The sequence below is a fragment of the Streptomyces arenae genome (genome assembly GCF_022343545.1).
Taxonomy (GTDB): domain Bacteria; phylum Actinomycetota; class Actinomycetes; order Streptomycetales; family Streptomycetaceae; genus Streptomyces; species Streptomyces humi.
This window is the reverse complement of record NZ_JAKQYH010000052.1, coordinates 63,185-82,353: the sequence shown is the minus strand read 5'-3', so window position 1 is coordinate 82,353 and position 19,169 is coordinate 63,185. Positions and strand designations below refer to the sequence as shown.

24 protein-coding genes and 2 pseudogenes are annotated in these 19,169 nt (G+C 69.3%); 9 read left to right on the top strand and 17 right to left on the bottom strand.

Features of this window, described 5'->3' with window-relative positions; genetic code table 11:
• Positions 1 to 72: 72 nt before the first annotated feature.
• Entirely contained in the window at positions 73 to 759 is a 687-nt protein-coding gene (locus MB828_RS22840) for a VOC family protein (protein ID WP_301649834.1), read from the bottom strand.
• A 27-nt stretch (positions 760 to 786) separates the two neighbouring features.
• Positions 787 to 1,467 carry a serine aminopeptidase domain-containing protein gene (locus MB828_RS22835; protein WP_301649833.1) on the bottom strand — a complete coding sequence of 227 codons (681 nt, stop codon included), beginning with the start codon at positions 1,465 to 1,467 and terminating at the stop codon, positions 787 to 789.
• A gap of 61 nt (positions 1,468 to 1,528) precedes the next feature.
• Here MB828_RS22835 and MB828_RS22830 point away from each other — a divergent pair, with 61 nt between their 5' ends.
• The 4 genes from MB828_RS22830 to proS all read left to right on the top strand — a co-directional run bounded on the left by MB828_RS22830 (position 1,529) and on the right by proS (position 4,791).
• On the top strand, positions 1,529 to 1,711 hold the full coding sequence (locus tag MB828_RS22830) for a hypothetical protein (RefSeq protein ID WP_301649832.1): 183 nt from the start codon (positions 1,529 to 1,531) through the stop codon (positions 1,709 to 1,711).
• A gap of 84 nt (positions 1,712 to 1,795) precedes the next feature.
• Positions 1,796 to 2,497 carry a TetR/AcrR family transcriptional regulator gene (locus MB828_RS22825; RefSeq protein WP_301649831.1) on the top strand — a complete coding sequence of 234 codons (702 nt, stop codon included), beginning with the start codon at positions 1,796 to 1,798 and terminating at the stop codon, positions 2,495 to 2,497.
• Positions 2,494 to 3,009, top strand: a complete 516-nt coding sequence (locus tag MB828_RS22820) for a polysaccharide deacetylase family protein (protein ID WP_301649830.1) — start codon at positions 2,494 to 2,496, stop codon at positions 3,007 to 3,009. The genes MB828_RS22825 and MB828_RS22820 overlap by 4 nt, the downstream gene beginning before the upstream one ends.
• A 369-nt stretch (positions 3,010 to 3,378) precedes the next feature.
• Positions 3,379 to 4,791: a proline--tRNA ligase gene (gene proS / locus MB828_RS22815; RefSeq protein WP_301649829.1), complete on the top strand. Its 1,413-nt coding sequence runs from the start codon at positions 3,379 to 3,381 to the stop codon at positions 4,789 to 4,791.
• Positions 4,792 to 5,031: 240 nt separating this feature from the next.
• Here proS and MB828_RS22810 read toward each other — a convergent pair whose 3' ends face one another.
• The 5 genes and pseudogenes from MB828_RS22810 to MB828_RS22790 all read right to left on the bottom strand — a co-directional run bounded on the left by MB828_RS22810 (position 5,032) and on the right by MB828_RS22790 (position 7,356).
• Positions 5,032 to 5,403 carry a MerR family transcriptional regulator gene (locus MB828_RS22810; RefSeq protein WP_301649828.1) on the bottom strand — a complete coding sequence of 124 codons (372 nt, stop codon included), beginning with the start codon at positions 5,401 to 5,403 and terminating at the stop codon, positions 5,032 to 5,034.
• 29 nt (positions 5,404 to 5,432) lie between these two features.
• The gene (locus tag MB828_RS22805) at positions 5,433 to 6,203 is read right to left on the bottom strand and encodes an SDR family NAD(P)-dependent oxidoreductase (RefSeq protein ID WP_301649827.1); all 771 of its coding nucleotides are present in this window, start codon (positions 6,201 to 6,203) and stop codon (positions 5,433 to 5,435) included.
• Between the two features lie 27 nt (positions 6,204 to 6,230).
• Positions 6,231 to 6,510: pseudogene (locus MB828_RS22800) on the bottom strand (elongation factor Tu); the annotation flags it as partial.
• A 38-nt stretch (positions 6,511 to 6,548) separates the two neighbouring features.
• On the bottom strand, positions 6,549 to 6,695 hold the full coding sequence (locus MB828_RS22795; protein WP_301649826.1) for a hypothetical protein: 147 nt from the start codon (positions 6,693 to 6,695) through the stop codon (positions 6,549 to 6,551).
• Between the two features lie 202 nt (positions 6,696 to 6,897).
• Positions 6,898 to 7,356 (bottom strand): MarR family winged helix-turn-helix transcriptional regulator, encoded by a 459-nt coding sequence (locus MB828_RS22790; RefSeq protein ID WP_301649825.1) that lies wholly within the window; start codon positions 7,354 to 7,356, stop codon positions 6,898 to 6,900.
• A 62-nt stretch (positions 7,357 to 7,418) separates the two neighbouring features.
• On the opposite strand from MB828_RS22790, the gene MB828_RS22785 reads away from it, so the two are divergent.
• On the top strand, positions 7,419 to 7,787 hold the full coding sequence (locus tag MB828_RS22785; RefSeq protein WP_301649824.1) for a VOC family protein: 369 nt from the start codon (positions 7,419 to 7,421) through the stop codon (positions 7,785 to 7,787).
• A gap of 131 nt (positions 7,788 to 7,918) precedes the next feature.
• Here MB828_RS22785 and MB828_RS22780 read toward each other — a convergent pair whose 3' ends face one another.
• Positions 7,919 to 8,278, bottom strand: a complete 360-nt coding sequence (locus MB828_RS22780; RefSeq protein WP_133024345.1) for a winged helix-turn-helix transcriptional regulator — start codon at positions 8,276 to 8,278, stop codon at positions 7,919 to 7,921.
• Between the two features lie 79 nt (positions 8,279 to 8,357).
• On the opposite strand from MB828_RS22780, the gene MB828_RS22775 reads away from it, so the two are divergent.
• Positions 8,358 to 9,062 carry an SDR family oxidoreductase gene (locus MB828_RS22775; protein ID WP_301649823.1) on the top strand — a complete coding sequence of 235 codons (705 nt, stop codon included), beginning with the start codon at positions 8,358 to 8,360 and terminating at the stop codon, positions 9,060 to 9,062.
• A gap of 33 nt (positions 9,063 to 9,095) precedes the next feature.
• On the opposite strand, the pseudogene MB828_RS22770 reads toward MB828_RS22775, so the two are convergent.
• The 8 genes and pseudogenes from MB828_RS22770 to MB828_RS22735 all read right to left on the bottom strand — a co-directional run.
• Positions 9,096 to 9,396: pseudogene (locus tag MB828_RS22770) on the bottom strand (elongation factor Tu); the annotation flags it as partial.
• Between the two features lie 409 nt (positions 9,397 to 9,805).
• Positions 9,806 to 11,233 carry a purine-cytosine permease family protein gene (locus MB828_RS22765; RefSeq protein WP_301649822.1) on the bottom strand — a complete coding sequence of 476 codons (1,428 nt, stop codon included), beginning with the start codon at positions 11,231 to 11,233 and terminating at the stop codon, positions 9,806 to 9,808.
• A 278-nt stretch (positions 11,234 to 11,511) separates the two neighbouring features.
• Positions 11,512 to 12,555 (bottom strand): LLM class flavin-dependent oxidoreductase, encoded by a 1,044-nt coding sequence (locus tag MB828_RS22760; RefSeq protein WP_301649821.1) that lies wholly within the window; start codon positions 12,553 to 12,555, stop codon positions 11,512 to 11,514.
• The gene (locus tag MB828_RS22755; RefSeq protein ID WP_301649820.1) at positions 12,552 to 12,767 is read right to left on the bottom strand and encodes a tautomerase family protein; all 216 of its coding nucleotides are present in this window, start codon (positions 12,765 to 12,767) and stop codon (positions 12,552 to 12,554) included. Before MB828_RS22755 ends, MB828_RS22760 begins: the two co-directional genes overlap by 4 nt.
• A gap of 11 nt (positions 12,768 to 12,778) precedes the next feature.
• Entirely contained in the window at positions 12,779 to 14,266 is a 1,488-nt protein-coding gene (locus MB828_RS22750; protein ID WP_301649819.1) for an aldehyde dehydrogenase, read from the bottom strand.
• Positions 14,259 to 14,990, bottom strand: coding sequence for an alpha/beta fold hydrolase (locus MB828_RS22745; RefSeq protein WP_301649818.1), 732 nt, complete (start codon positions 14,988 to 14,990; stop codon positions 14,259 to 14,261). The genes MB828_RS22750 and MB828_RS22745 overlap by 8 nt, the downstream gene beginning before the upstream one ends.
• A gap of 7 nt (positions 14,991 to 14,997) precedes the next feature.
• Positions 14,998 to 15,549, bottom strand: coding sequence for an amino acid synthesis family protein (locus MB828_RS22740; protein ID WP_301649817.1), 552 nt, complete (start codon positions 15,547 to 15,549; stop codon positions 14,998 to 15,000).
• Positions 15,546 to 16,172: an amino acid synthesis family protein gene (locus MB828_RS22735; protein WP_301649816.1), complete on the bottom strand. Its 627-nt coding sequence runs from the start codon at positions 16,170 to 16,172 to the stop codon at positions 15,546 to 15,548. The genes MB828_RS22740 and MB828_RS22735 overlap by 4 nt, the downstream gene beginning before the upstream one ends.
• Before the next feature lie 291 nt (positions 16,173 to 16,463).
• Here MB828_RS22735 and MB828_RS22730 point away from each other — a divergent pair, with 291 nt between their 5' ends.
• From MB828_RS22730 to MB828_RS22720, 3 genes are all read left to right on the top strand, one after another.
• The gene (locus MB828_RS22730; RefSeq protein ID WP_301649815.1) at positions 16,464 to 16,889 is read left to right on the top strand and encodes an ester cyclase; all 426 of its coding nucleotides are present in this window, start codon (positions 16,464 to 16,466) and stop codon (positions 16,887 to 16,889) included.
• 26 nt (positions 16,890 to 16,915) lie between these two features.
• On the top strand, positions 16,916 to 17,419 hold the full coding sequence (locus MB828_RS22725) for a flavin reductase family protein (RefSeq protein ID WP_301649814.1): 504 nt from the start codon (positions 16,916 to 16,918) through the stop codon (positions 17,417 to 17,419).
• Positions 17,420 to 17,516: 97 nt separating this feature from the next.
• Positions 17,517 to 18,185 carry a GntR family transcriptional regulator gene (locus MB828_RS22720; protein ID WP_301649813.1) on the top strand — a complete coding sequence of 223 codons (669 nt, stop codon included), beginning with the start codon at positions 17,517 to 17,519 and terminating at the stop codon, positions 18,183 to 18,185.
• Positions 18,186 to 18,271: 86 nt separating this feature from the next.
• Here MB828_RS22720 and MB828_RS22715 read toward each other — a convergent pair whose 3' ends face one another.
• A complete protein-coding gene (locus tag MB828_RS22715) occupies positions 18,272 to 18,937 on the bottom strand; it encodes an XRE family transcriptional regulator (RefSeq protein WP_301649812.1) in 666 nt (221 codons plus the stop codon).
• Between the last annotated feature and the right edge of the window lie 232 nt (positions 18,938 to 19,169).

Genomic DNA, 19,169 nt, shown 5'->3' with positions numbered 1-19,169 from the left:
GACTTCGGTGGTGGCGTCGGATCGGTCCGATGCCTTGGCCCGTTTGCTCAGTCGTGCACCTCGGCCGGTTGCTCAGTCACGCACCTTGACCGGCGGTTCGGTGTCGCTGAGCATCGCGCGGACGTCGTCGTCGGAGGCGGTGGCGAGCACCTCGTAGATGTCGTCAGAGAAGTTCAGGTGCGGCTTGGCGCGGTCCAGAGCGGGCTGCGGTTGGGCCTCGGCGGGGCGCTGGTAGTCGGCCGGGTTGCGGTAGCGGGCGAGTTCGGCGTCTTCGATGCCGAGCAGCGCGACGACTTCCGGGTCGATCCATGCCCGGTCGTCGATCGCCTCGCCGGTGGTGAGTTCGAGGACGAGTCCTTCGGGGCCGCCGAAGTAGATCGACTGGCAGAAGCCGTGGTCGACCGGGCCGAGGACCATGATGCCGTGGCTGCGGATGCGGTCGCGCAGGATGAGCAACTCGTCGAGGCCGTCCAGGTGGAGGGCGACGTGCTGCATGGCCCCGGCGGTGACGGCCCCGATCGGGGTGCCGGCGTGGGTGAGGCCGTACTCGGGCTTTTCGGGGTTGTCGGGGTGGTGGACGAAGGCGATGTAGGAGGCCGGGTTGAGCTCCAGGAAGCCGTGCCAGGCACCTTCGGTGCCGTGCATCCAGTACAGCGCCTTGAGCTGGCAGCCCAGGACGTCCGTGAAGAATTCGATCTGGGCCTTGATGTCACGGGTGGCGATCGCGAGGTGGTTGACTCCGCGCGGGTGGACGGTCATTGACGGTCACTCCTGTCGGTCACGTGATCAGGTGGCGGGTACGGCCTGGACGGGCAGGTGCTTACGGCACCAGTCGCTGACGACGCGGGCGTAGTCGGCAGTGTGGAAGAGCATCAGCTGGTGGACGCCCTCGGGATGGACGTACAGCTCGACGGGCCCGGAGGCGGCGTCGACGACCATGCGGGCGACCTCGGGCGTGAAGACCGGGTCCTTTTCCCCCACGGTGAACAGGATGGGCTTGGTGTTGGACGCCAGGGGGACGTCCGGCTCGTAGCGCATCAGCGAGCCGAGTGCCGCGAGGTCGTAGGACCAGGTGTTCAGCGGATCCGCGCGCTTCTGCCGCTCCGCGCCTCTGTAGCCGTAGTCGGTGTCGAAGTCGTAGAAGCGGCCGATGTCGAACTGCAGCGCGTCGCCGAACTGGGCGATCATCTGCTCGTACGCCGGGCTGCGGAACGGGTTGTCGGCGGGGATCAGCGGTGAGGAGGGGATCGCGAATCCCATCAGCACGGCTCCGGCGAACGTGTCCGAGTTCGCGTAGGCACAGTAGGCCGCCGCCGCTCCCAGGGACGAGCCCTTGATGAAGACCGGAAGTCCCGTCTGCGCCTCGATGTGCTCACCGAGCTCGATGGCTGCCGCCACCCACTCCTCCAGGGTGAATCGCCCGGCCGGCCGGATGGTGCGGGAGCGGCCGTGACTGGGAGCGTCCATGCACCACACCTCGGGCTCCGAGCGCCGCGTAGTGGGCGCTGAAGGTGTCGTAGATCCCTCCGTGGCCGCCGATTCCGTGCTGCACGAGCAGCACGTGGTCGGCTTCTCGCCAGTCGGCATCGGTCTGGCCGGCATCGCTCTGGCCGGCTTCGGGGGCGAACCGGTAGGCGAACGTCTCGCCCACCACGTGTTCTTCGCGCTTCACCTGGACCTCCTCCGCGGCGGCTCCGTTGCCGCCCACTGATGTTGATCTGCATCAACTTTGGGCCGATGTTGACGAGTATCAACTTAAAGTTGATGAGCGTCAACATCCCGGTAGTCTGTCTCCATGAGCTCCCCGACCTCCCGAGCCGGTCGCCCCCCGGCGGAACTGGCACCCGCGACCCTCGACGAGATCCTGGGCGGTGCCCTGCGGATGTTCGCCGACAAGGGGTACGACGGCGCGTCCGTGGCCGCCCTGAACCGGCAGCTCGGCGTCAGCCACAACCTCATCCACCAGCGCTTCGGATCAAAGGAACAGCTCTGGTACGCCACGGTCGACTGGGCGTTCGGCGGCATCGCCGCAGAGCTGCTGCCCGAAGCCGACGACACCTCCGGAGGGCCGCTGGAGCAGTTCCGCCGCACCGTCCGGCGCTTCATCCACGTCCACGCCCACCGCCCCGAGATCCTGCGGTTGCTCACCGTCGAGGGCGTCACGGACACACCCCGTCTCGACCATCTCTACGAGCGCCACATCGAGCCGATGCTCGAAATTGTGGCGGCCCCACTCCAGCGGCTGATGGACGAGGGAGTCATCGCTCCGGTGCCGCGACGCACCCTGCATTTCCTTGTCGCGCACGGCGCCAGCGCTCCCTTCAGCCTGATCGGCCTGGCCCGCCGGATCGGCCCCGGCGACCCGCTCGACCCGCAGGCCGTCGCCGAGCACGCCGACGTCGTCGCGGATCTGATCCTTGCCGGACTGCAACACCGCCCGCTCCCCGGGGCCCGCGTTGACCCCCAAACCGCCACCGGCACCGGAGCCGCCCCGTGAAAGTCACGCTGACCTTCGACAACGGCCCCACCGCGCCGGTCACGGCACACGTCCTGGACGTTCTCGCCCAACACGACCTGCGCTGCACGTTCTTCGTGGTCGGAGAGAACCTGAAGCGGCCGCACAACCGTGCCGTGGCGGAGCGCGCGCAGGCCGAGGGACACTGGATCGGCAACCACACGCTGACCCACACCGTGCAGTTCGGCGACACGTGGACCCACCTACAACAGAACGCCTACACCACCGTCCTGTGGAACAGCGTGCCGCACGACTGGGAGGACCCCGACGGCTGGACCGAGCGCTGCCTGTCGGACGTCGTCACCCGGGACTGGAGCCTCGTCGTGCTCCACGACCTGCCCACCACAGCGATGGACCAGCTGCCCCGGTTCCTCGCCGGCCTACGCGAACTCGACGCCGAAATCGTCCAGGACTTCCCGTCCGACTGCGTCCCCCTGCGCCGGGGACGCCTGGAGCAGCCGGTCGGACACCTGCTCCCCCACTCACGACAGTGACTCTCACGCCACCAGGGACAACCAGACGGCTCCTGGCGATGTTCTCTCGGCTGCACCCGGGCCGGACCCGGAGGTGGCGTCCTCGCCCAGAGCGCCGGCGGGCTCCACGGCAGCCTGGCCAACGAGATTGCCGCCCAACAGGATCAGAAAGCCGTTTTCTGCCCCCTCATCAAGGAGGACAGCATCCGCGCCTTCGGCACGCACGACCCCGTTCGCGACATGCTCTGACGAGGACTCCGAGCGGAACTCCGTGCCGGAAGCTCAAGTGACAGCCGAGGCCATCGGTGACGCACTGGACCGGCCGGCGTCCTGACGTGTGGGAAGTAATCGGTTCGCGCCTTGGTGGGGCCGCGTCCTACTCTGCGCGTCATGGCAAAGGCACCCGTTCTCACACCCCAGGCGGACGACTTCCCCCGCTGGTACCAGGACCTGGTCAGCAAGGCCGAACTGGCCGACAACGGGCCGGTACGCGGCACCATGGTCATCCGACCGTACGGCTACGGCATGTGGGAGCGGATGCAGCAGGAGGTGGACGCCCGTATCAAGGCGGCCGGCGCGCAGAACGCGTACTTTCCGCTCTTCATCCCGCAGTCGTACCTGACGAAGGAGGCCGAGCACGTCGAGGGCTTCGCGCCCGAACTGGCCGTAGTCACTCATGGCGGCGGCAAGGAGCTGGAAGAGCCCGTCGTCGTCCGCCCCACGTCTGAAACGATCGTCAACGACTACTTCTCCAAGTGGGTGCAGAGCTACCGCGACCTTCCGCTGTTGATCAACCAGTGGGCGAACGTGGTCCGCTGGGAGCTGAGGCCGCGCGTGTTCCTTCGTACGACGGAATTCCTGTGGCAGGAAGGCCACACGGCACACGCCACCTACGAGGACGCCCGGGACTACGCCGCACACATCCACCAGAAGGTGTACGCCGACTTCTTGGAGAACGTCCTCGCCATGGATGTCGTGCCGGGTCGCAAGACGGTCAGGGAGCGGTTCGCCGGCGCGATCAACACGCTCACCCTGGAAGGCATGATGGGCGACGGCAAAGCCCTCCAGCTGGCCACAAGCCACGAACTGGGCCAGAACTTCGCCAAGGCGTTCGAGACGCGCTACCTGTCGAAGGACGGCCGTGAGGAGTACGTCTGGCAGACGTCGTGGGGTTCCACGACCCGGATGGTCGGCGCACTGGTGATGATGCACGGCGACGACGACGGCCTTCGCGTCCCGCCGCGTCTGGCCCCGGTTCAGGTGGTCATCGTGGCCGTCAAGGGCGACGCCGAGGTCCTGGACACGGTCCGCGGGATCGGTGACCGGCTGAAGGCGGCTGGTATCCGCGTACACGTCGACGACCGCACCGACACGCCGTTCGGCCGCCGCGCGGTCGACTGGGAGCTCAAGGGGGTGCCCGTACGCATCGAGGTCGGACCACGTGACGTGGAGAACGGCACGGCCGTGCTGGTCCGCCGCGTAGCGGGAAGCAAGGAGCCGACGCCGATCGGGGCACTGTCCGAGATCCTGCCCAAAGCACTGGAGGACGACCAGGCGCTTCTGCTGGCGCAGTCCCGTCAGCGTCGCAACGACCACACCGCCGAAGTGACCACGGTCGAGGAGGCCGCGGAGGCGGCGAGCACCGGCTGGGCACGCATTGCCTGGGACACGCTAGGCGTGGAGGGTGAGGCGAAGCTCGCCGAACAGGGCGTCACCGTGCGGTGCCTGGTCGCCGCAGACGGCTCCGTTCCCGAGAGCGACGACCAGCCTGGCAACGTCGCCGTCGTGGCACGCGCCTACTGACCCTGGTGGGACCGATGCTGCTGCTCCGCCTTGTTCACCGTGGGCGGACCGGCAGCCGCACGGCACGGCTCGCATCGCCTTACGAAGCGCAAGGCGCGCAATCCGATGGTCTCCACCGCTTCCTCACGTTGTCCGGCGAGCCTTTCAGCACAGGCGTGGGCCTCGGCGAAATCTCTGGCCAGAGCCTGGTTCCGGCGCTCCAGGTCCTGGATCCGGCGGACGAGACAGTGAGGCGGGCGGTCAGGCCACTGGCCGGATTCGGTCACTGTCTGCCTGGCGCAGTGCGGCCTGGAGGCGGTCCCGGACCGCGGTCTGGGCGGCGATGCGTTCGTCGAGGACCGCAAGTCGCTCCACTGCGACCCGGATGCCCTTGTCGGACGGCGGCGCCGTGGTCACGTCTCCGTCCAGACACGGCAGGAACACCCGCACGTCGTCCAGGGTGAGCCCGGCGGCCAGGAGGTAGCGGATGTTGCGGACCCGCACCACCGCCCGCTCGTCATAGACGCGGTAACCATTGGGGGCCCGCTCCGAGAAGACCAACCCCGCCTGCTCGTAGTGCCGCAGCGCACGGGCGGTCGCCCCGGTCGCCTTGGCCAGCTCACCGATCCGCACCCGCTCCACCCTCCCGGGTGCAACTCCTATCACGCCACGACCGCCCCGCCGTCGACGGGGAGTACTACCCCGGTGATGAACGACGCGGCTGGTGCGGCAAGTTGGGTGATCGCCCAGGCCACTTCCTCCGGCCGGCCGATCCGGCCCAGCGGGGTGTGTGCCAGCTGCCACTCCCGTACTGCGGCCATCCGTTCAGGCGTCAGTCCCTGGTGCTCACCGATCGGGGTGTCGATCGCGCCGGGCGCGACCGCCACCACTCGGATCCCGCGAGGTGCCAGCTCGACCGCCCAACTGCGGGTCAGCATCTCCAGCGCGGTCTTGGTCGCCGCGTAGACAGAGCTGCCCGGCCAGGCCCGCTGCCCCACCGACGTACTCACGTTGACGATCACTCCGCCGGACTTCTCCAGCGACGGCAGCGCGGCCTGGGCCAGCAGGACGGGTGCGATCAGGTTGGTGGCGATCTGCGGCACGACCATCCCCGGCGTGAGCGTGCCGAGGGCACCGCTGTGCACGATGCCGGCATTGTTGACCAGCACGTCCAGCCGGCCGTGCATCTCCAGCGCGGTCCGGACGATCAGCTCGGGCCCGCCGTCGGCGGTGATGTCGGCAGCCAGCGGGGTGATTCGGTCGTGCCCGGCGGCCGTCTCGTTGAGCGGTTCGGCCCGTCGGCCGACAGCGAGAACGTGGGCGCCCTCGGCGGCGAAGGCGCGGGCGGTGGCCCGGCCGATCCCGGTGCCGGCCCCGGTGACGGCGACGATCGTGCTGGTCTGGGGTGCGGTGCTGCTGTCCATGCCGGTCATCGTTCAACCCTGCCGCCAGCGGTAAGGTCAAGCGGCGCCTGGCGGGCTTGTGCTCAGCGGGTGTGGTCGCCGGGGGCATGGTGTTGCCGGGTTCCTCCTGCCACCGAACTGCGGGCGGTAGGTGTTGAAGAACGGGGTGTGCCGGCCGCCCCCGTCCTTGGACAGGATGTACGCGGTGGCCTCGAACGCGGTGTGCGGGGGGTGCGGTGTGCGGTGTGACCGAGCCGGACTTGATGATGCACCGGCCACGCTGGATGTCCTCGCGCTTGCAGCCGCGCGGCAGCAGCCCGACGTTCTCACCGGCTTGCAGGTTGGCGGCCCATGGGATCGCCTGTGCCCTGCGGGTCAGCTTGCTCGGTCGAGGTTCTTCTCCAGGCAGGCGATGTAGCGGTCGATGGCGTGGTCCTGGACGCCGTCGGTTCCGGCGGCGAAGGGGTCGCCGGCGGTGGCGAGTCCCTTGGCGCGGTCCCTGAGGCTCGCGACGAGGGGCATGGTGTCATGGAGGCGGCCGGTGGCGTCGAAGCGTTCGCGCCCACGCCACCCCCGCGGCCACCGGGCACCTGCCCGTGCGGCACGCGCCCGGCGAGACCGTTCCCCTCCCGGTCCGCGACGCCCTCGCCCGACTCACCGTGTCCAACGAGGGCCGCACCGGTGGCTTTATCCGAGGCCGACGAGACGTGTGCCGCGCAACGGGTTATGCACCTTCGTCGTCACCGCGCAGGGAAGAGACCATGCTCTGCAGGATCCGGAACGCGCCTGACTGCTCGGTCTCGGTCAGGCCGGTCAGCATTCTGGCCTCGACGGACCGGACGGCTGCGCTCGCCTTCTCAAGACTTCGCCGGCCGCGAGGCGTGAGCCGCGCGGGAAGCGCCTTCCCGACGGGTGCCTCCGCGGGCCTGATCACGTAGCCGTCTCGTTCCAGAGCCTGGAGCAGTACGTTCATCGTCTGCCGTGTCACGAACGCGCCCCGCGCGAGCTCGGAGTTCGACAAGCCCGGTCGTTGCGCCAGCAGTTCGAGACAGGAGTAGTGCGTCACGCTCATCCCGAGCGGCCGCAGCACTTCCTCCATGGCCGCACGGAGAGCGCTCGACGCTTCTTTGAGCAGGTAGCCCAGTGACGTCTCCAAGTCGACGCCGACACCTTCTTGACCCATGTCAGCATTCTGACATAGGTTCCCGCATGTCAGAAAACTGACACGAAAGAAGGAGCGTCACCATGCCCGCCACCGGCCCCGACTTCATCTCGCTCCAAGTGCGCGACCTCGACGCCTCACAGGCGTTCTACGAGCAGTACCTGGGCCTCGTCCGCTCGCCGGCCGGACCTCCGCACGCCGTCGTCTTCGAGACGAAGCCGATCGCCTTCGCACTTCGCGACGTCATTCCCGGCACCGACCTGGCATCCGCCGCCCGGCCCGGTATCGGTGCCGCGATCTGGCTCCACGCCACCGACGTCCAGGCCATCCACGACGCGCTCGTCGCCGACGGCCACACCATCGTCTCCGCACCGATCGACGGCCCCTTCGGCCGGACCTTCACCTTCGCCGACCCCGACGGCTACCACGTCACGCTCCACGACCGCGCTTGACCAACCCAACGCCACCGAGCGCTCCCGCCGCCGACGCCGCCGCGAGGACCTGGGCTGCCGAGGTGGTCGGGGTGAACAGGCAGGTCGCGCAAACAGGCGCGGGCCCTGCCTCCCGCCTCCTCGACGCGGTGTCAGAGCTCCGGCCGGCGGGCTCGGGCCGCCTCGATGTCCGGGACATGTTCTTCGGCCCAGAGTCGTACGGCGCGGAGCGGGACGAGCAGTGAGCGGCCCAGCGGTGTCAGGGCGTACTCGACGCGGGGCGGGTTCTCGTCGTACTCGTGGCGGCTGATCAGACCGTCGGCCTCCAGGGAGCGGAGGGTTTCGGTCAGGACCTTCGGGGTGATGCCCTGGATCCGCGCCTTCAGTTCGGTGAAGCGGCGGGGTCCGTCGTCGAGGGCGTTGACGACGAAAACGGTCCAGCGGGCGCCGATACGGTGCAGCACCGTGCGGCTCGGGCAGGTCGCCGCCATCACGTCGTAGGCCTTGCCCATCGCTGCTCCCAGTTCCGTTGAAGATACCGGTATTAAATCCATACCGTCGTTCCCGATCCTACGAGAGGGAGTGAGACGCGTGGAGCGGATCCTGGTGATCGGCGGTGCCCGGGCGCTCGGTGCGGCCGTCGCGAGGCGTGCGGCGCAGGACGGGTACGACGTCGTCGTCGGTGCTCGCGATGTGACCGCGGCCGGCGTGCTGGCGCGCGAGATCGGCGGCACCGCGGTGCGGGTCGACCTGCAGGACGAGTCGACGCTCGCGGCCGTGGCGGAACGGCTGAGGGACGGAGTCGACCACATCGTGACGACGGGTTCGGCGCCGCACGACGTTCGCGCGACCGAGTTGGAACGCGACAGGTTGGTGGCCGCGTTCATGGCGAAGGTGATCGGCCCGATGCTGGTCGCGAAGCACTTCGCGCCCGTACTGCGGCCGACCGGGTCGATGACGCTGTTCTCCGGTGTCGTCGGCTGGCGTCCTGGGCCCGGATCACTGGTCAAGGGGGTCACGAACGGTGCGGTCGAGTACGCCGTGCGCCACCTGGCGGCGGATCTGGCGCCGGTGCGGGTCAATGCCGTCTCGCCCGGTGTCGTCGACTCGGGCACCTGGGACCGCCTCGGTGACGACAAGACCGGCTTGTTGAGCAGAAGCGCGGCCGGGACGTTCGTCGGACGGCACGGTGAGAGCGGTGACGTCGTCGACACGGTGATGTGGCTCCTGCGTGCGGGTTTCGTCTCCGGCGAGACGATCCATGTCGAGGGCGGCGCCCGCCACAGATCCGCCTGACACACAACTGCCGGGCGCCGTCGGGCTCGCGCGCACCGCCCCCACCCCGAGAACCGCGCCGGTGCGGCCGCCTTCGCGGATGGTGTGGTGCAGCCCTTCCTCCGTGGCGACGAGCTGGATGAGGGACACGGACATCTCGGCGTTGTCGCCCGGCATGACCGTCTCCGTGCTCTCCTTGAGGGTCACGACGCCGGTGGTGCTGGAAGTAGAACTGCGGGCGGTAGGTGTTGAAGAACGGGGTGTGCCGGCCGCCCTCGTCCTTGGACAGGGTGTACGCGGTGGCCTCGAACGCGGTGTGCGGTGTGGACCGGTAGGACCCGATCAGAGTTCGGCCGCCGCCTCCTCTACCCATGTGATGCCTCGGCCCCTCCGACCGCGGATCCCCGGCAACCACTTCGCTCTCGCAATCCGCTCGCAGCGCTGCGGCACCGCCGAAAGGCGCTCCCCGCGGAGACGTCCGATGTCGACGGACCGGAACCGACGGACGGACCGGACAGTTCGAATGACCCCGGGCGGGCACCCGAATCCTCCCGAGTTCAAGTGCCACCGTTACGGTCGCACCTCTCACCCAAGCGTGAGGCCGTGCGCCTGATGCTCTCTACCGAACCCGGGACGGTTCACCGCCCTCGACTCCGCACGCCGTGCAGGGACGACCATGGCGGAGGGAGAGCCACGGCGTGATGGCGGTGGACCGCCGATCGGGCGGCACCGCACAGCGGTGCCGCCCGATCGGTGACGGTTCGTCAGGATCCCGTGACGGCCGTCGAGTTCTGGGCCTGCGGCGCGGGTACGGCCACGCCGTCGCGGATCCACAGGGGCTTGAGGCGGTAGGTCAGCAGGTACAGCACCGCTCCCGCTCCGGCCGCGACGAACATGCTCAGGTCGCCCGCGCCCGGGTACGCCTTCGAGAACGGCCCGGTGTAGAAGCTGGACTGCCAGAACGGGACCGAGGCGGCGACCCCTCCGGCCCAGGCGACGAATCCCCAGTCCAGTACCCGGCGCCGGTCGTAGAGCTCGGCGACGCGGGACGGGTCGGAGCGGCCGCCGAGGTAGAAGTCGAGCAGCAGGACGGCGGCGAAGGGGGCGATGAAGTACGCGGTGAGGTTCAGGAACACCTTGAACTTCGCCTCCGTGCCCGACTCGCCCCACAGACTGATCGCGTAGGCGAGCAGGCAGATGACGGTGACCGCCTGGGAGCGGGTGACCGGGATCTTCAGGGTCTGGACGGAGATCGCGCCGCCGTAGACGTTGAGGAAGTTCTGCGCGAGGGCGGACAGGCCGACGGCGAGCAGCGCGGGGATCGCGAAGGGGCCGGCCAGTTGGTGCAGGGCGGTGATGGAGTCGGAGCTGGTGGCGCTGCCCCCGACGACCACGCCGAGGATGCCCAGCCAGCAGATGGTGACGAAGTTGCCGAGGCCGGTGTACCAGGCGGTGCGGGTGACGACCTCGGGGGTGTCGGGGAGGTAGCGGGAGTAGTCGGAGGCGAAGGGGGCCCAGGCGACCAGGAAGGAGAGGAACCAGCCAGCGAAGGTGATCCAGCCGCCGCTGGAGCCGATGTATCCCGACGCGTGCGGGTTGGCGTGGAAGAAGCTTCCGCCGCGCACCACCGCGACCACGGTGATCAGCACGAACAGCGGGGTCAGAACGTAGGTGAGCACCTTCTGGAGGTAGTTGATCATGTTGTAGCCGTAGATCGACACCACCAGCTCCGCGGCCGTGAGCACGCCCGCGCAGAGCCAGAACGGCAGATGCGTCAGCCCGGCGAACGCCTTGCCGCCGAGGATGACCGTGACGGCCGCCCAGCCGACCCCGGCGAACACGTTGATGTAGGCCACGGGCAGGAAGTTGCCGAAGAAGCCGAGCGGGCCGCGGGCCTGGATCTGCTGGGGCACCCCGAGCCGTACGCCCATCCGGGACATCACGGCCATCAACAGCGAGCCGACCGCCGCGCCGATGACGATGGCGGTGACGGCTGCGGAGAAGCTCAGCCCGAACCAGGCCGCGCTGAAGCCGAGGAGAATGATCGGGAAGTTGAGGCCGGCGGCGAACCAGACGAAGAACTGCGAGCTGGGCTTGCCGTGGCGCTCGTTGTCGGGGATGTGTTCGACACCGAAGGGTTCGATCTTCGTTACCGCGCTGCCGTACACCGGCGCCGAGGCATCGTGGGACATGGCGTGCTCCTGGGGACGGGAAAGGAGACTGCTTCAGTGGGGTGTGGGGGCTGTGGGGTCTCACCATGGCCGAGGCCATCCGTGAGGTGTCGAACACTCCGCCGCTGTGCACCAGCGGGCCGAGGTCGTGTGCGGGGTGGAGACGATCCGGCCGGTGATGGGGGTGTGGCCGCGCGCGTCGAGCCGCTCACCGGTCTTCGTCTCCGGGCGGGTGCGCGATCAGCCGCATCCGGGATACCGGCCGGGCACGGCCGACGGCTTCGCCGGCCGGTGTCGGCCTACTGGAACACCGGTACGACTTCCTTGATGAACAGCTCCAGCGACCTGCGCTTCTCCTCGTGGGACAGGCTGGTGTCGATCCAGAAGCTGTACTCGTCGACGCCGAGTTCCTGGTAGGCGCGCAGGCGTTCGATGACTTCGTCGGGGGTGCCGATCATCGCCGTCCGGTGCAGCGACTCCGGCGTGAACTCGGGGCGGCCTTCGAACTTCGACTCCGGGCTGGGGTCGAGGAAGCCGTTGCGAGGGGTGGTCTGATTGCCGAACCAGGCGTCGAAGGTGCGGTAGAACCGGCCGATCGCCTCCGCGGCCGGCCGCCACCCCTCCGGCTCGTCGGGTGAGTGGACGTGGGTGTGGCGCAGCACCATCAGCTCGGGACGCGCCACCTCGGGGTGGTTGGCCACCGCGGTGTCGAACTTCCCCTTCAGGTCGACGACTTCCTCGTCCCCCTTCATCAGCGGGGTGACCATGACGTTGCAGCCCTGGGCGACGGCGAAGTCGTGGGAGTCGGGGTCGCGGGCGGCGATCCACATGGGCGGGGTGGGCTGCTGTATCGGCTTGGGCACGCTGGTCGACGTCGGGAACTGCCATATCTCGCCGTCGTGGGCGTAGTCGCCCTGCCACAACGCGCGGACCGCGGGCACGAGTTCGCGCAGGTGCTTGCCGCCCTCGCGGGCGGAGAGGCCGCCCGCCAGCCGGTCGAACTCGAACTGGTAGGCGCCCCGGGCGATGCCCACCTCCATCCGGCCGTTGCTGATGACGTCGAGCAGCGCGCACTCACCGGCGGCGCGGATCGGGTTCCAGAACGGGGCGACGATGGTCCCGGCGCCGAGCCGGATGGTCGTGGTCTGCGCGGCGAGGTGGGCGAGGATCGGGATGGGGCTCGGGGAGATGGTGTACTCCATCGAGTGGTGCTCGCCGATCCACACGGTGCCGAACCCGCCGGCCTCGGCCATCAGCGTCAGCTCGGTGAGATTCTCGAAGAGCTGGCGGTGGCTGACCTCCTCGTCCCAGCGCTCCATGTGCACGAACAACGAAAACCTCATGGCTGCTCCTTGCCTGCTGCGGCGGCGTCCATCTCGGTGAGGGTGACGTCGCCGGTGGCCCAGTGCGACCTGGGAACCTCGTGGACGACGACACGGATGTGTTCGGGTCGGGTGTTCGTGGTGGGCAGGACCGCGGCGTGCACTTCGTGCAGCAGGGCCCGGATCTGCTCCGGGGTGCGGCCCTCGGCGAGGGTGATGGCGACCTGCGGCATGTCGGCTCCGATCAGCTGCGCATGGTGAACGGGTCGGCGACCGGCTCTTCGCTGGTGTTGATCCACACGCTCTTGAGGCGGGTGTATTCCTTGATCGTCTCGGTGCCGTGCTCGACGCCGACGCCGCTGGTCTTGAAGCCCTGCCGCGGGGACATGGGCGACATGGCCCGGTAGGTGTTGACCCAGACGGTCCCGGCGTCCAGCCGCGCCGCCATCCGGTGCGCGCGGGCGAGGTTCGTCGTCCAGACGCCGGCCGCGAGCCCGTAGTCGGTGTCGTTGGCCAGGCGGAGGACCTCCTCCTCGGTGTCGAACGGCATGACGGCCAGCACGGGCCCGAAGATCTCCTCGCGGACGACGCGCATGTCGTTGTCGACGTCGACGAGGATGGTGGGTTCGTAGAAGTAGCCGCCGAGCCCGCCGTCGGTGGCCTTTCCGCCGGTCAGTACCCGGGCTCCCTCGCTGCGGCCGAGGTCGACGTAGCCGGCGACCTTGTCGCGCTGGTCGGCGAAGGCCAGCGGGCCGAGTTCGGTCCCCGCGTCCAGGGGGTCGCCGATGCGGATGGTCCTGGCGCGTTCGGCGACCCGCTCCAGCAGTTCGTCGTAGACCGACCGGTGGGCGAAGACCCGGCTGCCCGCGATGCAGGTCTGTCCGGCGGCGGCGAAGATGCCGGCCACGACGCCCATCGCCGCGTTGGGGATGTCGGCGTCCTCGAAGACGATGTTGGGGGACTTGCCGCCGAGTTCGAGCGTGGAGCCGATGAAGCGGCTCGCGGTCGCCGCCGCGATCCGGGCCCCGGTGGCGGTGGAGCCGGTGAAGGAGATCTTCGCCAGGTCACGGTGGTCGACCAGGGCCTGTCCGGCCTCGGCCCCGAACCCGGTGACGACGTTGACCGCGCCCGGCGGGAAGCCTGCCTCCAGGGCCAGTTCGGCGAGCCGGACGATGGACGCCGAGGTGTACTCGGAGGGCTTGATCACGACCGTGTTCCCGGCGCAGAGGGCCGGGGCCAGCTTGCTGCTGGTCAGCGTCAGTGGGGAGTTCCAGGGCGTGATCGCCCCTACGACGCCCAGCGGCTCGCGGGCCGTGTAGTTCAGCACCTGGCGGTCGGAGGTCGGGATGAAGTCGCCGTGGATCTTGTCGGCGAGCCCCGCGTAGTAGTGGTAGTACTCCGGCAGGGCGGCCAGCTGTCCGCGCATCTCACGCAGCAGCTTGCCGTTGTCCAGGGTCTCCATCCGGGCCAGGTCCTCCGCGTTCTCGGCGATCAGCTCACCGAGGCGGCGCAACAGATGGCCGCGCCGCGTCTGGCTGAGGTCGCGCCAACGCGGGTCCTCGAAGGCGTTCTTCGCGGCGGCGACGGCTCGGTCGACGTCGGTCGCGTCGCCGCGCGCGGCCCGGTAGAGGACCTCGCGGGTGGCCGGGTTGGTGCTCTCGAAGTACTCGCCGGAGGCGGGCTCCACCGGCTCCCCGCCGATGAAGTGCCGCAGCGTGGTGAGGTCAGACATGTGCGCACTCTCCGAGGAAGGTGGTGAGGGAGTCGACGAGCGCCTCGGGACGTTCGACGGGCAGCATGTGGCGCGCCCCGGGGACGACCACCGCCCGGCAACCGGGAAGCGCCGCGGCGAGCCGCCGGGTCATCTCGGGAGTGGAGCCCGGGTCGTTCTCACCCGTCACGGCCAGTGTGGGTACGGCGATGGCGCCCAGGTCGGGCCCGAGTTCCGCGTCGGCGGTGGCGAACACGCGGTAACAGGCGAGGAAGGAGTCGGCGTCATTGGCCAGCAGCGTGGCCTCGGTGCGGGCCACCCAGCGGGCGTCGACGTCCGTACCGTCGTACCACCGCTTCAGGGAGGCGGCAGCGCTGGCCGTGAAGTCGGCCTCCGCGGTGCGCAGCCGGGCGAGGACCGAGGCCCGCTCGTCGGCCGTGCGCGCACACACCGAGCTGACCGAGGTCAGGGTGGCCACCAGCTCGGGCCGGTGCAGCGCCAGGTACTGGGCGACCAGCGCCCCCAGGGAGAATCCGACCAGGTGCGAGCCGGCCGGGATCTCACCGGCCACCCCCTCGGCCAGGTCGGCGAGGGTCACCCCGTCACTCACCGGCGGGCGGGTGCCGTGGCCCGGCAGGTCGGGGGTGATCACGGCGAAGCGGTCGGCCAGGAGCGCGGCGGTGGGCTCCCACATGGTGTGGTCGAGTCCGACGCCGTGCAGCAGGACCACGGTCGGCTTGCTCATGGAGCACCTACTGTTCGCTCGTGAGCGGCGCCAGGCGCTGCTGGGGGCGTCCCTGAGCGGCGGCGGCGAGCGCGATGACGATCTCGTTCGGGTGCGGGGCGTCGCTGACGCGGACCTCGAAGCTCTGGTGGTGCGAGCGGATCGTGGCGTCGGTGATGTGCTTCAGCGGGATGTCGAAGACCACGCCGGCGGGGCCGCGCTTCTCGACCGCGGGCAGCAAGGTGGTGGCATTGGCCGCCTTGCGGAAGTGATCGCCGAACTTGAGGGTGTGGATCAGCGCCGAGCCGTGCTCGATCTCGCCGTCCAGGCCGACGATGGCGGCCTTGCCGTACGCCTCGGCGGGTTCACCGAGGGCCTCCAGGACGGCCGGGGCCAGCAGCGCGCCGAGGTCGGAGGCGTTCGCCTCGATGCCGGGGCCCAGATCCTCGACGAAGCCCTGACCGGCCCAGGGGTTCTCGATCACCGCCGCGACGACGGCGATCCGGGCGGGACGGGCGAGCTCGCGGCCACCCTCGGCGTGGATCTCCTCGACGACGGTGACGATCCTGCGGACGCTCATGAGGAAACAACCTCCAGGGTTTCGGTGGTGACGACGGGGTCGGTCATGCGGTCCCCGATCCGGGGATGCGGGCGCGGCCCCGTCGACGCGGCCGCGATGACGACGATCTCGTCCGCGCGCGGCCCGTCGGAGACCCGGGCGCTGATGGTCTGGTAGTGACTGCGCGTCGCGGCATGGGTCTTGTGCCAGAGAGGGATGATCAGTGACTCGCCGGCCTCGGCACGCGTGTCCGCGAAGCAGATGATCGACTCGCCCTGGAGGAACTCGCGCATCAGGTTGCCGAAATACGGGGTGTGGATGAGCGCCCCGGCGTGCTCGATCTCGCCGGCCGTGCCGACGATGGCGGCCTTGCCGAACGACTGGATCTCGTCCGCGCCGCCCAGGGAAGTGATGAGCCGTTCGGTCAGCAGCTTCGCGAGTACCGGTGCGATACGGGCCTGCTCCGCGGACAGATCGGTCGCGGGACCGGAGCCCACCCAGGGATTCCGTATGACCGCGGCGACGCTGGCCCGCCGCGCGGGCCGCGCGAGTGCCTCGCCCGCCTCGGTGAAGACGACATCGCGATAGAGGACGAGCTTGCGTAGACCGATACGCCTGTCCGTTTGTTCCAAGCTCTCTTGCATGGCAGAGGACGATAGGCGCACCGCCGCAAACCGGTCAAGGGTTCAACCTGAGTGACCTTCGCATGCCTTCCAGATCCTCCAGGCAGCCGCCGTAAATGGCGCTTTACCTTTATGTTTCGACGACCTGCGAGCTGGGGTGTGGTTCGCCGCCTCAAGCCCTTGACGCCACATTCATGGCGTGCCTTACTGCTTCTTGTATGCCAGAGCTGGTCGGATGTCCGCCTTTTCGTGCCGGCGGACGCCGCACTTCAGAAGCCGTCACTGTGAAACGTCGCTGTGAGAGGAGAAGGGATGGCGCGCACCGACGCCCGTCGAGAACTCATCGAGAGGGTATGGGCCGAGGCATGGGAGCACGGTGATGTCGACGCGCTCGACTCGTTGCTGAGCCCGGCCTACCTGCGCCACGGTGCGGACCCGCACGCGCAGAACCTCGACGCCTTCAAAGCGACGATACTCTCCACGCGCGCGGCGTTCCCGGACCTGACCACCACGATCGACGAGATCGTGGTCGAAGGTGACAGGGCCGCGATCCGCTGGCACAGCAGCGGGACGCACCTGCATTCGCTCCTCGGCGTCCCGGCTACCAAGCGGCGCGTCGAAGTCAGCGGGGCCACGTTCGCCCGTTTCGAGGGGGACCGGGTGGTCGAGGAGCACGTGACGTGGGATCCGCGGGAGCTGCTCGTGGCACTGGGCGTCATCAGCGTGGGACAGGACTGACGATCGAGATGACAAGGAGCACCCTGATGGTCGCGCTTACCCCCGCCCCCGACATCGACGTGATGAAGCAGGTCAACCGGCAGTTCGTCACCGGTGTCACGGTGGTGACGGCGATGGACGGGGAGACCCCCAGGGGGCTGGCCGTCAACGCGTTCTCGAGCATCTCGCTCGATCCCCCCACCGTGATGGTGTGCGTCCAGCACATCTCCTCCACCCATGACTGTCTCTTCCGGGCGGACCACCTCGCGATCAACATCCTGTCCACCGGCCAACTCGACGTCGTCGGTACGTTCGCGAGCAAGGCCGCCGACAAGTTCCAGGACCTGGAATGGGAGAGCGGCCCGTTCGGCAGCCCGCTGATCGCCGGAAGCAGTGCGCAGATGGAGGTACAGATCCGCGAGCGGCTCCGTGCCCGTACGCACACGATCTTCATCTGCCGAGTGGTGCACGCCGCAGTCGCCGAGCGCCCTCCCATGGTCTACAGCGCGGGTAAGTTCTTCGACGGCGGCGCACTCACGTCTCTTGGGTGATCCGACGAGCGGTACGGAGATGGAGGAAGACTCGGTGAATCGCGCGAAGAGCGAACCGAAAGGGGGGTCCCCCCGGCCGAAGGCTGGGGGAGGCTCGATGCAGGCCACGGTGATAGCCGAAATGCGCAGGCGCATCATCAAGGGCGAGATCGAACCCGGGGCTCCGCTGTCGGAGCTCGCTCTCGCGGACGAGTTCGGTGTGAGTCGTACGCCCGTGCGCGAAGCCCTCAAGCAGCTCCAGACAGAAGGGCTGGTCGAGATCCGGCCCCGGGTCGGGACGTTCGTCACCACCCCGTCCCGCCGTGAGATCACGGAACTCTTCGAGATGAAGGAACTCCTGGAAGGCGCGGCTGCGCGCCTGCTCGCCCAGCGCGGCCGTGTGGCGGAGATCGACGCGCTCGAACGAAATCTGCGTGAGGCCGACGAGGCGGTGGAGGCGGACGACCGGGAACGGTACGCGGCGCTGGTCCTGGAGTTCCACGACCTGCTGATCGCCGGCTCCGACAACAGCAAGCTGGAAGCCCACTACCGGATGCTGATGAATCAGCTGGCCTACTCCCGGCTGGTGAACACCTCGCTGAGCCAACCGGGCCGCCCCACCCAGTCCGACCGCGAACACCACACCGTCCTGGAGCTGATCCTCGCGAAGGACGGCGACAGCGCCGAGCGTGTGATGCGTGAGCATGTCAGGGCCAGCCGGAGCGCCCTGCTGGCGGCCCTGCCGGTCGAAGGCCGCCACGTCAGGTCCGGCTCGGCGGGCTCCTGATCTCAAGGCCGCCCGGAAGGCGGCGGGTGCGCGGTCGGCCGCGAGACGAAGCGGATGGGCGCCGACCCGGCCGCGCACGGGCCTCGTCAGTCCGGAGCGTGGTCCCCGAACGCGGTGACGGACAGGAAGCGGATGGGCAGGGTCACCAGTTCCTGGGGGCCGTGGGGTCCCTCGCCGTCGAGCTGGAGCGCGTCGCCCGGGCGCATGGTGTAGCTGGCCTCGCCGTGGCCGTAGACCATCTCGCCCTCCAGCATGTACAGCAGCTCGGTGCCGGGGTGCTGGAAGAGGGGGAAGACCTCGCTCTGTTCGGTGAGGGTCACCAGGACGGCTTCCATCCTCTTGTGGGGGCCGCGGAGCGCGCCGAGCAGTTCGTAGAGGTGCCCGACCCGGCTGCCCCGGCGCACGATGCGGGCGCCCTGCCCGGCGAGGACGAAGACGGCCTCGCGATCGGCGTCGACCCCGCGGAACAGCGCGGTGACGGGGATGCCCAAGCCGGTGGCGAGGCGGCCGAGCGTGGTGAGGCTGCAGGAGGTCTGCGCGTTCTCGATCTTGGAGAGCATGGCCTTGGAAACGCCCACCCGGGCCGCCATCTCGGCGATCGACAGGCCCGCCGCCGTGCGGTACTCCCTGACCTGCCGCCCGATGACGACTTCGAGCCCCAGCTCCTGCGCCGCCTGCCCGGGGGCTACCTCCCGGTCGGGCATCGCGGCGGCACGGGCCTGGAGATCGGGGGAATCGGGATCAGTCGTCATACGGGCCATTCTGCCGTAACGGCGCCGTGTCCCGGCCGCGCCCCCGGCTTGGTGTGCGGTCGGGACACGGCGCGGCTCGGGCGCCGTGCGGTCCGGTGCGGGCGGAACACGGCGCGGCTCGAACCCGTGCGGTCCGGTGCGGTTCAGTGGCCGACTCCCGGACGGGCGGGGCGGATTCGGCCTCGCGGTCGCGGCCGGGCACGTACCCGCCGTTCCCCGGCCTTCCGGTGGC

What these genes read in the sequence shown, in the direction of transcription:
- MB828_RS22715 (WP_301649812.1), bottom strand. Translation starts at nt 18,937, where the DNA reads ATGACGACTGATCCCGATTCCCCCGATCTCCAGGCCCGTGCCGCCGCG.
- MB828_RS22760 (WP_301649821.1), bottom strand. Translation starts at nt 12,555, where the DNA reads ATGAGGTTTTCGTTGTTCGTGCACATGGAGCGCTGGGACGAGGAGGTC.
- MB828_RS22740 (WP_301649817.1), bottom strand. Translation starts at nt 15,549, where the DNA reads ATGAGCGTCCGCAGGATCGTCACCGTCGTCGAGGAGATCCACGCCGAG.
- MB828_RS22785 (WP_301649824.1), top strand. Translation starts at nt 7,419, where the DNA reads ATGCCCGCCACCGGCCCCGACTTCATCTCGCTCCAAGTGCGCGACCTC.
- MB828_RS22835 (WP_301649833.1), bottom strand. Translation starts at nt 1,467, where the DNA reads ATGGACGCTCCCAGTCACGGCCGCTCCCGCACCATCCGGCCGGCCGGG.
- MB828_RS22745 (WP_301649818.1), bottom strand. Translation starts at nt 14,990, where the DNA reads ATGAGCAAGCCGACCGTGGTCCTGCTGCACGGCGTCGGACTCGACCAC.
- MB828_RS22795 (WP_301649826.1), bottom strand. Translation starts at nt 6,695, where the DNA reads ATGCCCCTCGTCGCGAGCCTCAGGGACCGCGCCAAGGGACTCGCCACC.
- MB828_RS22765 (WP_301649822.1), bottom strand. Translation starts at nt 11,233, where the DNA reads ATGTCCCACGATGCCTCGGCGCCGGTGTACGGCAGCGCGGTAACGAAG.
- MB828_RS22825 (WP_301649831.1), top strand. Translation starts at nt 1,796, where the DNA reads ATGAGCTCCCCGACCTCCCGAGCCGGTCGCCCCCCGGCGGAACTGGCA.
- MB828_RS22735 (WP_301649816.1), bottom strand. Translation starts at nt 16,172, where the DNA reads ATGCAAGAGAGCTTGGAACAAACGGACAGGCGTATCGGTCTACGCAAG.
- MB828_RS22750 (WP_301649819.1), bottom strand. Translation starts at nt 14,266, where the DNA reads ATGTCTGACCTCACCACGCTGCGGCACTTCATCGGCGGGGAGCCGGTG.
- MB828_RS22720 (WP_301649813.1), top strand. Translation starts at nt 17,517, where the DNA reads ATGCAGGCCACGGTGATAGCCGAAATGCGCAGGCGCATCATCAAGGGC.
- MB828_RS22840 (WP_301649834.1), bottom strand. Translation starts at nt 759, where the DNA reads ATGACCGTCCACCCGCGCGGAGTCAACCACCTCGCGATCGCCACCCGT.
- MB828_RS22790 (WP_301649825.1), bottom strand. Translation starts at nt 7,356, where the DNA reads ATGGGTCAAGAAGGTGTCGGCGTCGACTTGGAGACGTCACTGGGCTAC.
- MB828_RS22730 (WP_301649815.1), top strand. Translation starts at nt 16,464, where the DNA reads ATGGCGCGCACCGACGCCCGTCGAGAACTCATCGAGAGGGTATGGGCC.
- MB828_RS22780 (WP_133024345.1), bottom strand. Translation starts at nt 8,278, where the DNA reads ATGGGCAAGGCCTACGACGTGATGGCGGCGACCTGCCCGAGCCGCACG.
- MB828_RS22755 (WP_301649820.1), bottom strand. Translation starts at nt 12,767, where the DNA reads ATGCCGCAGGTCGCCATCACCCTCGCCGAGGGCCGCACCCCGGAGCAG.
- MB828_RS22805 (WP_301649827.1), bottom strand. Translation starts at nt 6,203, where the DNA reads ATGACCGGCATGGACAGCAGCACCGCACCCCAGACCAGCACGATCGTC.
- proS (WP_301649829.1), top strand. Translation starts at nt 3,379, where the DNA reads ATGGCAAAGGCACCCGTTCTCACACCCCAGGCGGACGACTTCCCCCGC.
- MB828_RS22725 (WP_301649814.1), top strand. Translation starts at nt 16,916, where the DNA reads ATGGTCGCGCTTACCCCCGCCCCCGACATCGACGTGATGAAGCAGGTC.